Annotated in this window: 15 protein-coding genes; 11 read left to right on the top strand and 4 right to left on the bottom strand. The window is 68.7% G+C overall.

The window, feature by feature from the left end:
• Positions 1-127: 127 nt before the first annotated feature.
• From hpnC to H162_RS0105020, 6 genes are all read left to right on the top strand, one after another.
• Complete coding sequence (hpnC, locus tag H162_RS0105045) at positions 128-937, top strand: squalene synthase HpnC (RefSeq protein WP_020652365.1); 810 nt, start codon at positions 128-130, stop codon at positions 935-937.
• Between the two features lie 77 nt (positions 938-1,014).
• Positions 1,015-1,848, top strand: coding sequence for a presqualene diphosphate synthase HpnD (hpnD, locus tag H162_RS0105040; RefSeq protein WP_020652364.1), 834 nt, complete (start codon positions 1,015-1,017; stop codon positions 1,846-1,848).
• Positions 1,835-3,265 (top strand): hydroxysqualene dehydroxylase HpnE, encoded by a 1,431-nt coding sequence (hpnE, locus tag H162_RS0105035; RefSeq protein ID WP_020652363.1) that lies wholly within the window; start codon positions 1,835-1,837, stop codon positions 3,263-3,265. The genes hpnD and hpnE overlap by 14 nt, the downstream gene beginning before the upstream one ends.
• A gap of 31 nt (positions 3,266-3,296) precedes the next feature.
• Positions 3,297-3,446: a hypothetical protein gene (locus tag H162_RS34700; RefSeq protein WP_169444444.1), complete on the top strand. Its 150-nt coding sequence runs from the start codon at positions 3,297-3,299 to the stop codon at positions 3,444-3,446.
• Positions 3,447-3,466: 20 nt separating this feature from the next.
• On the top strand, positions 3,467-4,258 hold the full coding sequence (locus H162_RS0105025; RefSeq protein ID WP_020652361.1) for a DUF1700 domain-containing protein: 792 nt from the start codon (positions 3,467-3,469) through the stop codon (positions 4,256-4,258).
• Between the two features lie 7 nt (positions 4,259-4,265).
• Positions 4,266-5,072, top strand: a complete 807-nt coding sequence (locus H162_RS0105020) for a head GIN domain-containing protein (protein ID WP_020652360.1) — start codon at positions 4,266-4,268, stop codon at positions 5,070-5,072.
• Between the two features lie 68 nt (positions 5,073-5,140).
• Here the strand turns inward: H162_RS0105020 and H162_RS0105015 are convergent, their stop codons facing one another.
• Positions 5,141-6,034 (bottom strand): DMT family transporter, encoded by an 894-nt coding sequence (locus H162_RS0105015; RefSeq protein ID WP_084676937.1) that lies wholly within the window; start codon positions 6,032-6,034, stop codon positions 5,141-5,143.
• A gap of 127 nt (positions 6,035-6,161) precedes the next feature.
• Between H162_RS0105015 and H162_RS0105010 the strand changes: the two genes are divergently transcribed.
• Together H162_RS0105010 and H162_RS33085 are read left to right on the top strand one after the other, a co-directional pair.
• Positions 6,162-6,542: a DUF4878 domain-containing protein gene (locus H162_RS0105010; protein WP_020652358.1), complete on the top strand. Its 381-nt coding sequence runs from the start codon at positions 6,162-6,164 to the stop codon at positions 6,540-6,542.
• Positions 6,511-7,245, top strand: coding sequence for a YiiX/YebB-like N1pC/P60 family cysteine hydrolase (locus H162_RS33085; RefSeq protein ID WP_084676936.1), 735 nt, complete (start codon positions 6,511-6,513; stop codon positions 7,243-7,245). The genes H162_RS0105010 and H162_RS33085 overlap by 32 nt, the downstream gene beginning before the upstream one ends.
• Here the strand turns inward: H162_RS33085 and H162_RS0105000 are convergent.
• Entirely contained in the window at positions 7,158-8,414 is a 1,257-nt protein-coding gene (locus H162_RS0105000) for a TIGR03862 family flavoprotein (RefSeq protein ID WP_026354242.1), read from the bottom strand. The genes H162_RS33085 and H162_RS0105000 overlap by 88 nt on opposite strands.
• Positions 8,415-8,554: 140 nt before the next feature.
• Here H162_RS0105000 and H162_RS0104995 point away from each other — a divergent pair, with 140 nt between their 5' ends.
• From H162_RS0104995 to dctP, 3 genes are all read left to right on the top strand, one after another.
• Positions 8,555-9,499, top strand: a complete 945-nt coding sequence (locus tag H162_RS0104995) for an alpha/beta fold hydrolase (RefSeq protein WP_020652355.1) — start codon at positions 8,555-8,557, stop codon at positions 9,497-9,499.
• An 11-nt stretch (positions 9,500-9,510) separates the two neighbouring features.
• Positions 9,511-9,735 carry a hypothetical protein gene (locus H162_RS0104990; RefSeq protein WP_020652354.1) on the top strand — a complete coding sequence of 75 codons (225 nt, stop codon included), beginning with the start codon at positions 9,511-9,513 and terminating at the stop codon, positions 9,733-9,735.
• 258 nt (positions 9,736-9,993) lie between these two features.
• Complete coding sequence (gene dctP / locus H162_RS0104985; RefSeq protein WP_026354241.1) at positions 9,994-10,995, top strand: TRAP transporter substrate-binding protein DctP; 1,002 nt, start codon at positions 9,994-9,996, stop codon at positions 10,993-10,995.
• 42 nt (positions 10,996-11,037) lie between these two features.
• Here the strand turns inward: dctP and moaD are convergent, their stop codons facing one another.
• Both moaD and H162_RS0104975 read right to left on the bottom strand, forming a co-directional pair.
• Positions 11,038-11,295, bottom strand: coding sequence for a molybdopterin converting factor subunit 1 (moaD, locus tag H162_RS0104980; protein WP_020652352.1), 258 nt, complete (start codon positions 11,293-11,295; stop codon positions 11,038-11,040).
• Between the two features lie 7 nt (positions 11,296-11,302).
• The gene (locus H162_RS0104975) at positions 11,303-12,535 is read right to left on the bottom strand and encodes a molybdopterin molybdotransferase MoeA (RefSeq protein ID WP_020652351.1); all 1,233 of its coding nucleotides are present in this window, start codon (positions 12,533-12,535) and stop codon (positions 11,303-11,305) included.
• Positions 12,536-12,552 lie beyond the last annotated feature (17 nt).

Genomic DNA, 12,552 nt, shown 5'->3' with positions numbered 1-12,552 from the left:
CATCCTTTTGATTGATCGATCGTCCATCCGCAGCCCGACAGGAATAGGGCTACTTTGTAGTTCAGCAATTATAATTGTGCAAGTTGCCGAAAAAGAATATGGCTTTAGAGTCATTCATCGAAAACCCATGGCTGTCGATCACTACGAGAATTTCCCTGTTGCTTCCTTCCTGCTGCCGCGCCGCCTGGTGCCTGCCGTCGAAGCCATCTATGCCTTCGCGCGCAGCGCCGACGACCTGGCCGACGAGGGCGACGCGGCGCCCGCCGACCGGCTCGCGGCCCTCGGCCGCTATGAGCGCGAGCTGGACCTGATCGAGGCCGGGCAGGCATCGGCCGACCCGATGTTCGTCCGCCTGGCCGGCGTCATCCGGGAGTATCGCCTGCCGCTGGCCCCGCTGCGCGCCCTGCTGTCGGCCTTCCGCCAGGACGTGGTCACCCACCGCTACGCCGATTATCCGGGCCTGCTCGACTACTGCCGGCGCTCGGCGGACCCGGTCGGCCGCCTGATGCTGGCGCTGTACGGGGCCGACGACGAGCGCAACCTGCGCGACTCGGACGCCATCTGCACCGCCTTGCAACTAATCAACTTCTGGCAGGACGTGGCCATCGACCTGGCCAAAGGGAGGATCTACCTGCCGCTGGAAGACCTGGAACGCCATGGCGTCTCCGAGGCCGCCCTGCAGGCGGGCGCCGTCGACGGCGCCTGGCGCGCGCTGATGCGTTTCGAGGTCGAACGCACCCGCGCGCTGATGCTGTCCGGCGCCCCGCTGGCGCAGCGGCTGCCGGGCCGGATCGGCTGGGAACTGCGCATGGTGGTCCAGGGCGGACTGCGGATCCTGGAAGCCATCGAGCGCGCCGGCTACGACGTTTTCCGCCGGCGCCCCGTGCTTGGCGGCCCCGACTGGCTGGTCATCGGCTGGCGCGCGCTGCGCATGTGAAGACCCGCCGCGTTCCCGCCCAGCGCCGCATCGGCTAAGATAGCGGATTCGCATCGCCACCCCATTGCAATAATTACATGTCACCTGACGAATACTGCCAGCAAAAGACCGTACAAAGCGGCTCCAGCTTCTACTACAGCTTCCTGTTCCTGCCTCCGGAACGGCGGCGCGCCATCACGGCCCTGTATGCATTCTGCCGCGAAGTGGACGACACTGTCGACGATGCGACCGACCAGTCGGTCGCGCGCATCAAGCTGGCGTGGTGGCGCACCGAGGTCTCGGCGATGTACAAGGGCAGCCCCACCCATCCGGTCACCCAGGCGCTGCAACCCCACGTCGCGCCCTACCAGCTCCAGGAACAGCACCTGCTGGCCATCGTCGACGGCATGGAAATGGACCTCGACCAGAGCCGCTACCTCGACTATGCGGGCCTGCAGCGCTACTGCTGGCACGTGGCCGGCGTGGTCGGCATCCTGTCGGCCAGCATCTTCGGCTATACCAATGTGCAGACCCTGGCCTATGCCGAAAAGCTGGGGCTGGCGTTCCAGCTGACCAACATCATCCGCGACGTCGGCGAAGATGCGCGCAAGGGCCGGATCTACATCCCGGTGAATGAGCTGCAGCAGTTCGGCGTCACGGCCGCCGACCTCCTCAACGCCCGTCACAGCGACAAGTTCGAAGCCCTGATGCGCTTCCAGACCGAGCGCGCCCAGCGCATCTACGACGAGGCCCTGGCCCTGCTGCCGAAGGAAGACCGGCGCGCCCAGCGTCCCGGCCTGATGATGTCCTCGATCTACCGCACCCTGCTCGACGAGATCGAGCGCGACGGCTTCCAGGTGCTGTCCCAGCGCACGTCGCTGACGCCGCTGCGCAAGCTGTGGCTGGCCTGGAAGACCTATGTCCGTGCCTGAGAACGGACTGCGGGTCGCCGTCGTCGGCGGCGGCTGGGCCGGCTGCGCGGCGGCGGTGGAACTGGACCGCCGCGGCGCCCGGGTGACCCTGTTCGAAGCCGCCCGCAGCCTGGGTGGACGGGCGCGCGGCGTCGCGGTGCGCGGCGCGATGCTCGACAACGGCCAGCACATCCTGCTGGGCGCCTACCGCGACACCCTGCGCCTGATGCGCGCGGTCGGGGTCGACCCGGAGCGCGCCTTCCTGCGCCTGCCGGTCCAGATGCGCTATCCCGCGGGCGGCGACGGCATGGACTTCGCCGCGCCGCGCCTGCCCGCGCCGCTGCACCTGATCGTCGCCCTGCTGCGCGCCCGGGGCCTGGCGCGCGAGGACAAGCTGGCCCTGGGCCGCTTCAGCACCGCCGCCCGCTGGATGGGCTGGCAGCTGTACAAGGACTGCACGGTCGAGGAGCTGCTGCTGCGCTTCGACCAGACCGAACGCCTCCGCCGCCTGCTGTGGCGCCCGCTGTGCATCGCGGCCCTGAACACGCCGCCCGAACGCGCCTCGGCCCAGGTCTTCCTGGCCGTGCTGCGCGACAGCCTGGGCGCGAAGAAGCGCGCCGCCTCCGACATGCTGGTGCCGCGCCTGCCGATGGGCGCCCTGTTCCCGGAAGCCGCCGCCGCCCACCTGGCGCGCCGCGGCGCCGCCGTGCGCAGCGGCGTCAAGGTGGCCGCGCTCGCATCCGCGGGGCCGGATGGCTGGCGCCTGGCGCTGAACGGCCAGGCGGCCGGCGGCGAAGCCGTCGAGACCTTCGATGCGGTGGTGCTGGCCACGCCGGCGCCGGTCACGGCCGCGCTGCTGGCGCCGCACCCCGAGGCCGGGGAACTGGCGCAACAGCTGTCCGCTTTCACCCACGAGCCGATCGCCACCTGCTACCTGCAATACGCGCCCGGCACCCGGCTCGACCTGCCCTTCTACGCCCTGGAAGACGATCCCGCCAGCGGCCGCTGGGGCCAGTTCGCCTTCGACCGGGCCCAGCTCGACCCCGCCCAGGATGGCTTGCTGGCCGTGGTCGTGAGCGCCGCCCTGGACGCCGCCGCATTGCCCCAGGACGCGCTGGCGGCCGCGATCGCCGCCCAGCTGGCGCAGGACTTCCGCCGCCCCGAACTCGGCGCGCCGGCCTGGACCCAGGTCATCACCGAGAAGCGCGCCACCTTCACCTGCTCCCCGTCGCTGGAACGCCCGGGGAATACCACGCCCCTGCCCGGCCTGGTGCTGGCGGGCGACTACACGGCCAGCGATTACCCGGCCACCCTGGAGACGGCGGTGCGCAGCGGCCTGGCGGCTGCGACGGCCATCCGCGCCTACGGCGCCCTACCCCGCGAAAAACGCAGCCTGTCGCACAGCCATGGCACCCAGGGCCCGACTTCCGTAAGGTAGTACCATCGGAACGGGTCTTATGGGAATGGAAATGAACATCCAACTTGGCTTGCGTACCCTGGCATTGCTGGCGCTCGTGGCGGCCAGTACCGCCGTGCTGGTCCATCCTGAGCTGATCGGCGGCTCGGCCCCTGTCACCGCCCTGACGCTCAGCACGATCCCGGTCGTCAGCCACCATTGAATCACGGAGTAACGCTGCACATGGGTAAACTGGAATACCTCGACGCGCTGAAGCGGGCCATGCTGGGCCTGCCGCCCGAAACCCAGGCCAAGACCCTGGCCTGGTACGAGCAGCGCTTCGTCGACGGCAGCGCCGCCGGCCGGCGCGAGCAGGAAGTGGCCGAAGAACTGGGCGATCCGCGCAAGGTCGCGGTCACCCTGCGCGCCAGCGCCCACATGGAAGCGCTCAAGGAAAAGAAGAGCCCGACCAATGTGCTGCGGGTGATCGCCTCCGGTGCGGGCTTGCTGGTCTTTAATATTTTCATGGCGATCCCGGCCGCCGTGTATGCCGCCCTGCTGATCTCGCTGTACGCCTGCGCACTGGGCTTGTACGTGTCGGGCATCGCCATCACGGCCAGCGGCCTGGCCGGCGCCAACGAACTGGTCCTGAACGGGCCGCTGCACCGCATCGAGATCAGCGACGAGCGCGGCGAGCGCAAGCAGGTGCAGACCCGGGTCTCGATCGGCGAGAACGGCATCCATGTGTACGAGGAAAAGTCGGTCGACCCCATCGACGACGAAAGCATGGACGGCCAGGACGGCGAACCGGCCGCCTCGCGCGTGATGCGCGGCGCCGAAGCCGTGGCCGAGCGCAAGATCCAGATCACCACCGACCTCGATCCCGAGTCGCGCACCACCCAGACCCTGTTCGGTTCCGGCCTGGTGCTGGGCGGAATCGCGCTGTTCCTGCTCTCGATCGTGGTCACCAGGTACACGATGGTGGGCGTGCGCCGCTACGTCAAGATGAACCTGTCGCTGCTCAAGGGAAGCTGAGGGAGCCATGCGAGGATTACTCAAGACCGGATTCAGCCTGCTGGTGCTGGCCATCGTGCTGATCGCGCTGAGCTACAGCATGCTGCGCGCGAATGGCGTCAGCGCGGCCGCCGAAGGCCGCCAGGTGGCGAGCGAAACGCGCGAACTGCCGCCCGGCGTCAACGCGGTCGAGCTCAACGGCCCGATCGACCTGAACGTGCGCTATGGCGCCACGCCGTCGCTGCGGGTGCGCGGCGAGCAGCGCCTGCTCGGCAATGTCGAGGTCGGCGCGGACGGCAGCGTGCTGCATGTCGGCATCCGCGGCATCGTGCTGCGCCACCGCAAGCCGCTCGAAGTCGAGCTGGTGCTGCCGGCGCTGACCGGGATCACGGTCGACGGCAGCGGCGACAGCAAGGTCAACGGCTTCTCGGGCGAGCGCATCGACGTGCGCCTGGACGGCTCCGGCAGCCTGAAGTTCAACGGGCGCTTCCGCAAGCTCAAGGCTTCGCTCAACGGCAGCGGCGACCTCGATGTGAACGCCGGCGCGGCCGTGGACGAGGTCGAGGCCGAGCTGATGGGATCGGGCCGCATGACCGTGGTCGGCACCACCCGCGAGCTCGATGCCGAGGCCAGCGGGTCGGGCGAGCTCGATGCCCGCCACCTGCGCGCCCAGCGCGTGTCGGTGACCCAGACCGGTTCCGGCAGCAGCACGGTGCAGGCGCGCAGCTCGGTGGCCGCCGCGGTCAGCGGCAGCGGCGACATCGAGGTGCATGGCAATCCCGATGAGCGCAGCGTCAGCCGCACGGGCAGCGGCAGCGTCAGTTTTTCCGAATAGGCGCGTTCCCGGCCTGCCGGACGGTGCGGACAGCGCCCGGCAGAGGAATCGACAACCCGGCAGGACGGCTAACGCCCGGCCGGCCTTGCCGACCAGGTGACCCAGGCGACGCCTCCCAGCGTCACCAATCCGGCGATGACGCTCTTGGGAGAAACCGTCTCGCCGAGCAACAGGACACCGAGGAGTGCGCTCAGGACCGGCACGGACAGTTGCACCGCACCGGCGCTGATGGCGCTCATGCGGCTGCGCACCCAGTACCAGATGACATAACCGATCGCCGACGCAAGGCTACCCGACAGCAGGGCATGGGCTGCGCCCACCCAGTCCAGGACCAGATGTTCGCGCTGGAACCACGCCAGGATCAGCGTGAACGGAACCGCCAGAAGGAAACTCCCGGCCGTGTTCACGACCGGCGAGCCGGTGGAACGCCCCAGCAGGGAGAAACCGCCCCATGCAAAGCCGGCGATGGCCATCAAGGCCGCCGCGCCCAGGGGAGGCGCAGAGGCAGAGGGCATGAGGAAAGCGGCCATGCCGCCAATTGCCGTCAACACGCCCAAGGCACTCGCCCGCTCGCCCTTATATAAACCGTAGGAAATCATCAGCAGTTGGGCGGAAGCGAACAGCACGAGCGCGCCGGCCCCGACGCTGATATTGCGGTAGGCGAAAGAGAAAGCCGCGGCATAGGCAAAGAGCAGGAAGGCCGACAAAGACGAGGACCTGGAGTGCACCAGCCTGTTGCCCTGGATGCGCAGGATGATCATGAGCGTGAGCGCGCCGGCCACCACCCGGATGCAGGTGAATGTGGCCGCGTCGATCGCCGTCGTTTGAAATGCCAGGCGCGTCAGCAGGGAATTGGAGGCAAACGCCAGCATGGCGAGGCAGGTCAGCAAGACAATCGGGGTCGCGCTCCCGCGTGCACCGGGTTTTCCTCCGGCGCCGTGGCCGGCATTCGCATTATTCATGGTCTCGACTGAGCGGCATGTCGCTGCTGATCATATTTTCTCGACAACATCTCATATGTACATTATAATTTCCCGATAGAAACATTTGTTGATAATTTGCAGCACTCACGCAGGGACAACGCAGCACATGAGCAGAATTATTTTCCGCGCATTTTGCACCATCGCCATCGCCGCCAGCTTATCCGGTTGCGGAACCTCGCCTAACTCGACGGTAAAAGATTTTTACGCCAATCTCGAAAAAGGTGAAATCACCGAGGCGAAAAAATCCCTGTCTCCGCAACTGTACAACTTCCTCGGCGAACAAAAACTCACCGCCGCCCTGGCCGAGGAGACGGATCGCATCGGCAAGTGTGGCGGCATCAAATCGATCACGCCCGAACTTGAAACCAGGGGCGAGACTGCGGTTGGCAAGACCACGGTCGAGTACAAGGGCGATTGCAAGACCAAGGTCGAGAAAACCAAACTCGTCAAGGAAGATGGCAGCTGGAAGATTACGGGGAATAAGTAAAGCGGCCCTGCTTGCGCTGATCGCCGCGAGCGCATGCCTCCCGCTCAACGGCATTCCTCCGGCGCGCGGCAACCCGTCCCTCCCCAGGCTCGACGTCTACGCGCCGCCACTACGCGACGGGGACATCGTCCTGCGTCGCGGCCTGGACATGATGAGCCGGCTGGTGCTGACACAAGGCGATGCTGCGCGCTTCTCTCATGTGGGATTGATCGTCGTCCAGCAGGGCGTGCCTCAGGTGCTGCACGCCATGCCCCAGGAGGGCGATCGACGAGGCGGGGTGATCCTGGAACCCCTCGCGGCATTCATGTCGCCATCCGATGCCGCCGAGGTCGCCATTTACCGCAGCACCGGTCTCACCGACACGCAGCGCGCTGCAGTCAAACAGGCGGCACTCACCCAACGTGGACTCCCCTTCGACGAGCGCTTCGAGCTAAGCAATACGGAAAAGGTCTATTGCACCGGACTCGTATTGCGTGCCTACGCCGCCGCGGGACTCGCGCTGGCCGATGCCCGCGCATGGATCGAGGTTCCGTTTCTTCCCGAGCCCGTCGTTCCACCCGATCACCTGCGTCGTTATCCCGCCTTGCCGCTCACCCTGATCGCGTCGTCTTCACCTTATGTCCCCTGGCGACGCGTTTCCAACCAGTCCAGCGCGTCGCGCCCAGCCGCGCGCCCGCTAGCAAAGCAGGCGGTCAACAGGTAGCCGCCGGTCGGCGCCTCCCAGTCCACCATCTCCCCCGCCACGAACACCCCGGGCAGCGCGCGCAGCATCGCCGTGCCGCCGTCCAGCGCGCCGAAGCGCACCCCGCCGGCGCTGCTGATCGCCTCGTCGATCGGGCGCGCGCGCACGAGCCGCAGCGGCAGCGCCTTGATCGCCGCCGCCAGCCGCGCCGGATCGGCGAACGCCTGTTTCGACAGGCACTCGTGCAGCAGTCCCGCCTTCACGCCCTTGATGCCGAGACGGCTCTGCAGGTGGCTGGACATCGAGCGCGAACCGCGCGGGTGCGTCACCTCGGCCAGCACCCGTTCCGCGCTGTGGTCGGGCGCCAGGTCGAGCCAGGCCGTGGCCACGCCGTCGCGCGCGATCTGCTCGCGCAGGGGCGCCGACACCGCATACACCAGGCTGCCCTCGATGCCGGTCGCGGTCACCACGAACTGGCCCTTGCGGCGCACCAGCTTCCCCTCGGCGTCGCGGTAGGCGATCGCCACCGTGGTCAGGGGCGCGCCCGCATGGCGGCTGCTGAAATGCTCGCTCCAGTCGGCATCGAAGCCGCAGTTGGACGGCGCCAGCGGCGCCAGCTCGACGCCGCGCGCGGCCAGCAGGGGGACCCAGGCGCCGTCCGAACCCAGCCTGGCCCAGCTGCCGCCGCCGAGCGCGAGCACGACGGCGTCGGCCGCGACCAGCACCTCGCCCTCAAGCGTGGCCATGCGCAGTGCGTCCTCTTCCCAGCCGGTCCAGCGGTGGCGCATGTGGAAGCGCACGCCGGAGTCGCGCAGGCGGTGCAGCCAGGCGCGCAGCAGGGGCGCGGCTTTCATATCGGTCGGGAACACCCGGCCGGAGCTGCCGACGAAGGTGTCGATGCCGAGCGCATGGATCCAGGCGCGTACCGCATCCGGATCGAAGCCGGCGAGCCAGCGCCCGACTTCTTCCTGGCGCGCGCCGTAGCGCCGGACGAAATCGGCATGGGGCTCGGAGTGGGTGATGTTCATGCCGCCCTTTCCGGCCAACAGGAACTTGCGGCCGACGCTGGCCATCGCATCGTAGACGTCGACCTGCACGCCGCCCGCCGCCAGCACTTCGGCCGCCATCAGGCCGGCGGGCCCGCCGCCGATCACGGCGACACGGAAAACGGAAGGGGACGGCTGGCTCATGACGGAGGACGAAGAATGCGGGAGCCGCATTGTAGTCGAGTTTGCACGGCCGGGCGACCGTCCGGGGCCGCTCCCGGGGCCGGCTTGACAGCCGGGCAACGCCACCCTACGCTTCGCCAACACCTGACACCGGAGACTGCATGAAAGCGTCCATCCTGCTCGCCCTGGCCCTCGCCGCCGCCCTTCCCGCCCACAGCCATGCCCGGAACGCGGCGCCCGCGCCGGCCGGCAACCGCTACGCCGCGACGATCGCCCCCGCCGAGCGCTTCGAGGTGGAGGGCATGCTGGTCGAACGGCATGGCCAGCGCGGCCGCCCGCTGGTGCTGGTTCCCGGCCTGGCCAGCGGTCCCTGGGTCTGGCAGGAGGTGATTCGCCAGTTCGCCGGCGAGCACACGCTGTATGTGGTCACCCTGCCCGGCTTCGACGGCCGCCCGGCGCCGGCGCCGGGCGCCCACCCGTTCGAGGCCGCGCGCGCCGCGCTGAAGGAACTCGTCAGCTCGCGCCGCCTCGAGCGGCCGGTGCTGGTCGGCCACAGCATGGGCGGCGCCCTGGCCCTGGCGCTGGGCGCGGACCTGGGCGACAGGATCGGCGGCATCGTCTCGGTCGACGGCCTGCCGGTCTTCCCCGGCACCGAGGACATGCCCCCGGCCCAGCGGCCGCAGATGGCCGCCGGCGTGCAGGCGCGCCTGATGGCGGGGCGTCCCGAAGCCTGGGCCGAGCAGCAGCGCCAGTACCTGCGCGGCCAGGGCGTGCTCGACATCGGCAAGGCCGACGACCTGACGCCCCTGCTGCTGCGCAGCGACCGCGCGGCGGTCGGCGCCTACATGGCCGACCTGCTGGCGCTCGACCTGCGCCCGGAACTGGGCAGGATCGCGGCGCCGGTGCTGGTGCTGGTGCCCTACTTCGAGCCCGACGCCATGCAGCAGGGCCTCGGCGTCGACGCCAAGGTCGAGCACTACCGCAGCCTGCTGCCCGGCATCAGGCAGCTCGAGGCCGTGCCCGTGGTCCCGGCCCGCCACTTCCTGATGTTCGACCAGCCCCAGGTGCTGGCCGACACCCTCCGCCGTTTCCTCAACCGCCGCTGAAAGGACCCGCCATGCGCAACCCGACCTACTGGATAGGCCAATACCTGCTGGCCGCCGGCACCATGTTCCTCCTGCTGATCGTCGTCGACCTGCTGCGCGGCGACAGCCTGGCGGCGACCTGGCCGGCCACGCTGGGCTGGTCGGCGCTGGCCGCCGGCATCTTCGTCTTCTCGCGCTACCGCCGGTCCTGCGCCCACTGCAGCCCGCCGCCCGACAAGCTCAAGCCGCGCCGCTGACCCGACCATCCTCCCGGCTGCGTCAAGACGGCGCGCGCCGGTCCGGGACATGCCGCGGACCCGCCCGGCCTATGCTTTTGCAATATCTATAAGATTCCGCTTGACAATAGATGTAGCAGGAATATTCTTGTACTCGTCAGGAAGGACGATGGGAACCCGCTCGCACGAGGTATTCCACGATCCGACTGGCGGTCCGTTAAAACATCTTGGAGGATGTGTATGTCGGTAATGACAAGGTCAGCATTGACCCGCAGGACAATGCTGGGCGCAATCGCGTCCAGCCCACTCTGGATGCAGTCCGCCTGGGCGCAGCCGGCCAATCTCAAGATCTCCCACCAGTTCCCGCGCGGCAGCATCGCCGAAGGGGACTTCCGTGACCGGCTGTGCCGCATGTTCGCGGCCGAAGTCGAGAAGCGCACCCGCGGGGGAATAAAGTTCTCGATTTATCCGGACTCGACCCTGATGCCGGCGAACACCCAGTTCTCCGCCCTGCGCAGCAGCAAGCTGGACATGGCGCTGGTGCCGCTGTCGTATGCGGGAGGCGAATCTCCGGAAGCCAACATCGGCCTGATGCCGGCCCTGGTCACCTCGTACGAACAGGGTTATGGCTGGAAGAATGCGCCGGTCGGGCGCGAGCTGTCGCGCATCCTGGGCGAACAGGGGCTGGTGATCGTGAGCTGGATCTGGCAGGCCGGCGGCGTCGCTTCGCGCGGCGCGCCGATCGTCGATCCGGAGGATGCGCGCGGCCTGAAGGTGCGCGGTGGCTCGCGCGAGATGGACCTGCTGCTGCAGGACGCCGGCGCGACCGTGGTCAACCTGCCGTCCAACGAGATCCAGGCGGCGCTGCGCAGCGGCGCGCTGGACGCGGCCCTGACCTCGTCGACCTCGCTGATCTCGTTCCGGCTGCAGGAATCGGCGCGCTCGCTCACCACGGCGCGCGGCGGCTCCTACTGGTTCATGTTCGAGCCGCTCCTGATGTCGCGCACCGTGTACGACCGCCTGAGCAAGGAGCAGCAGGCCGCGGTGATGGCGGTCGGCGCCGACCTGGAAAGATTCGCGCTGCAGGCGGCGCGCGCCGACGACGCGGCGGTGGCCGCGGTCTACCAGCGCGTCGGCGCCAGGGTGATCGACATGAACCCGGAATCGCTGCGCAAGTGGCAGGACGTGGCGCGCAACACCGCGTGGAAGGAGTTCGCCGGGCGCAGCGACAACTGCGCGCGTCTGCTGCAACTGGCGGAGCAGTCGATCGCCACAATCTGATCGTTGACGCGTGGGCGGGAGACCCGCCCACGGGTTGATACGTCAGCCGCCCGTCACCGGCGGGAAGAATGCCACTTCCGAACCCTCGGCGATGAGGGTCTCGGGTCCGCACATCACCTGGTTGCAGGCCATGCGCACCGCGCGCTGGGGAGTCAGGGCTTCGGCCCAGGCGCCGCCGCGCGCGGCGAGCCGTTCGCGCACCGCGCCGACCGTCGTCACGCCCGCCGGCACTTCGAAAGGCTCGGCCCCGAGGCCGACCGCCTCGCGCACCGAGGCGAAATAACGCAGGGTGATCTTCATGTCTGCCTCAATGCTGTAGTTCCGCGAACGGGATGAAGCGCACCAGGTCGCCCTCGGCGATCGAATTTCCCGGCGGGTTATCCACCAGCCCATCGCCCCAGACCGTCGAGGTCAGCACCCCGGAACCCTGGTTCGGGAACAGGTCCAGGCCGCCCGCCGAATTCATGCGCACGCGCAGGAATTCGTTGCGCCGGTCCGCCTTCGGCCAGTTGAAGTCGGAGCGCACGATGTAGCCGCACGGCTCGACCGGACCGCTCACGCCCTGCAGGCGCAGCAGGAAAGGACGGACGAACAGCAGGAAGGTGACGAAGCTCGACACCGGATTGCCCGGCAGTCCCAGGAAGAAGGCGGCGCCGCCTTCCGGTCCGCCTTCGCGCCGTACTTCGCCGAAGGCCAGCGGCTTGCCCGGCTTGACGGCGATCTGCCACATGTCCAGGCGCCCTTCCGCTTCCACCGCCGGCTTGATGTGGTCCTCTTCGCCGACCGAGACGCCGCCCGAGGTGATGATCAGGTCATGCTCGCGCGCCGCTTCGCGCAGCGTGTCGCGGGTGGTTCCCAGGGAGTCCGGCACGATCCCGTAGTCGGTGATCTCGCAGCCGAAGTTCTCCAGCAGCCCGCGCAAGGTGAAACGGTTCGAGTTGTAGATCGCGCCCGGCGCGAGATGGCCGGCGGGGGCTTCGCCCGGCATGGTCAGTTCGTCGCCGGTGAAGAACACCGCCACCCGCAGGCGGCGGCGCACCGGCAGGCTGGCCAGGCCGACCGAGGCGGCCAGGCCCAGTTCCTGGCTGCGCAGGCGGGCGCCCGCCGCCAGGATCACGGAGCCGGCGACGATGTCCTCGCCCTTGCGGCGGATCCATTCGCCCTCGCGCGGCGTGTGGCGCACGGTGACGCTGTCGCCCGCCGTTTCGCACTGCTCCTGCATCACGACGGCGTCCGCGCCCGGCGGAATCAGGGCGCCGGTGAAGATGCGCGCCGCGGTGCCGGGCTCCAGGGGCTGGCCGACGCTGCCGGCCGGGACGCGCTGGGCCACCCGCAGGGTGGCGCTGCCACTGGCGCAGTCCGCGGCCCGCACCGCATAGCCGTCCATCTGGGTGTTGTCGGCCGAAGGCACGTCGATCGTGGAGGCCACGTCGTCGGCCAGCACCCGCCCGTTGGCTTCCAGGGTCGCCACGGTCTCGACATCCTCGACCGGCCGCGCCGCGTCGAGCAGGTAGTCGATCGCTTCGCGGACCGACAACATCGGTGCTTTCGGTGCGG

The sequence above is a fragment of the Massilia niastensis DSM 21313 genome (genome assembly GCF_000382345.1).
In the GTDB taxonomy this organism is placed as follows: domain Bacteria; phylum Pseudomonadota; class Gammaproteobacteria; order Burkholderiales; family Burkholderiaceae_D; genus Telluria; species Telluria niastensis.
This window is presented reverse-complemented; position numbering and strand designations above follow the sequence as displayed.

Bases quoted from the DNA above. Each gene is read 5' to 3' on its own strand.
- hpnC (WP_020652365.1), top strand. From the start codon at position 128: ATGGCTGTCGATCACTACGAGAATTTCCCTGTTGCTTCCTTCCTGCTG.
- hpnD (WP_020652364.1), top strand. From the start codon at position 1,015: ATGTCACCTGACGAATACTGCCAGCAAAAGACCGTACAAAGCGGCTCC.
- hpnE (WP_020652363.1), top strand. From the start codon at position 1,835: ATGTCCGTGCCTGAGAACGGACTGCGGGTCGCCGTCGTCGGCGGCGGC.
- H162_RS34700 (WP_169444444.1), top strand. From the start codon at position 3,297: ATGAACATCCAACTTGGCTTGCGTACCCTGGCATTGCTGGCGCTCGTG.
- H162_RS0105025 (WP_020652361.1), top strand. From the start codon at position 3,467: ATGGGTAAACTGGAATACCTCGACGCGCTGAAGCGGGCCATGCTGGGC.
- H162_RS0105020 (WP_020652360.1), top strand. From the start codon at position 4,266: ATGCGAGGATTACTCAAGACCGGATTCAGCCTGCTGGTGCTGGCCATC.
- H162_RS0105015 (WP_084676937.1), bottom strand. From the start codon at position 6,034: ATGAATAATGCGAATGCCGGCCACGGCGCCGGAGGAAAACCCGGTGCA.
- H162_RS0105010 (WP_020652358.1), top strand. From the start codon at position 6,162: ATGAGCAGAATTATTTTCCGCGCATTTTGCACCATCGCCATCGCCGCC.
- H162_RS33085 (WP_084676936.1), top strand. From the start codon at position 6,511: ATGGCAGCTGGAAGATTACGGGGAATAAGTAAAGCGGCCCTGCTTGCG.
- H162_RS0105000 (WP_026354242.1), bottom strand. From the start codon at position 8,414: ATGAGCCAGCCGTCCCCTTCCGTTTTCCGTGTCGCCGTGATCGGCGGC.
- H162_RS0104995 (WP_020652355.1), top strand. From the start codon at position 8,555: ATGAAAGCGTCCATCCTGCTCGCCCTGGCCCTCGCCGCCGCCCTTCCC.
- H162_RS0104990 (WP_020652354.1), top strand. From the start codon at position 9,511: ATGCGCAACCCGACCTACTGGATAGGCCAATACCTGCTGGCCGCCGGC.
- dctP (WP_026354241.1), top strand. From the start codon at position 9,994: ATGCTGGGCGCAATCGCGTCCAGCCCACTCTGGATGCAGTCCGCCTGG.
- moaD (WP_020652352.1), bottom strand. From the start codon at position 11,295: ATGAAGATCACCCTGCGTTATTTCGCCTCGGTGCGCGAGGCGGTCGGC.
- H162_RS0104975 (WP_020652351.1), bottom strand. From the start codon at position 12,535: ATGTTGTCGGTCCGCGAAGCGATCGACTACCTGCTCGACGCGGCGCGG.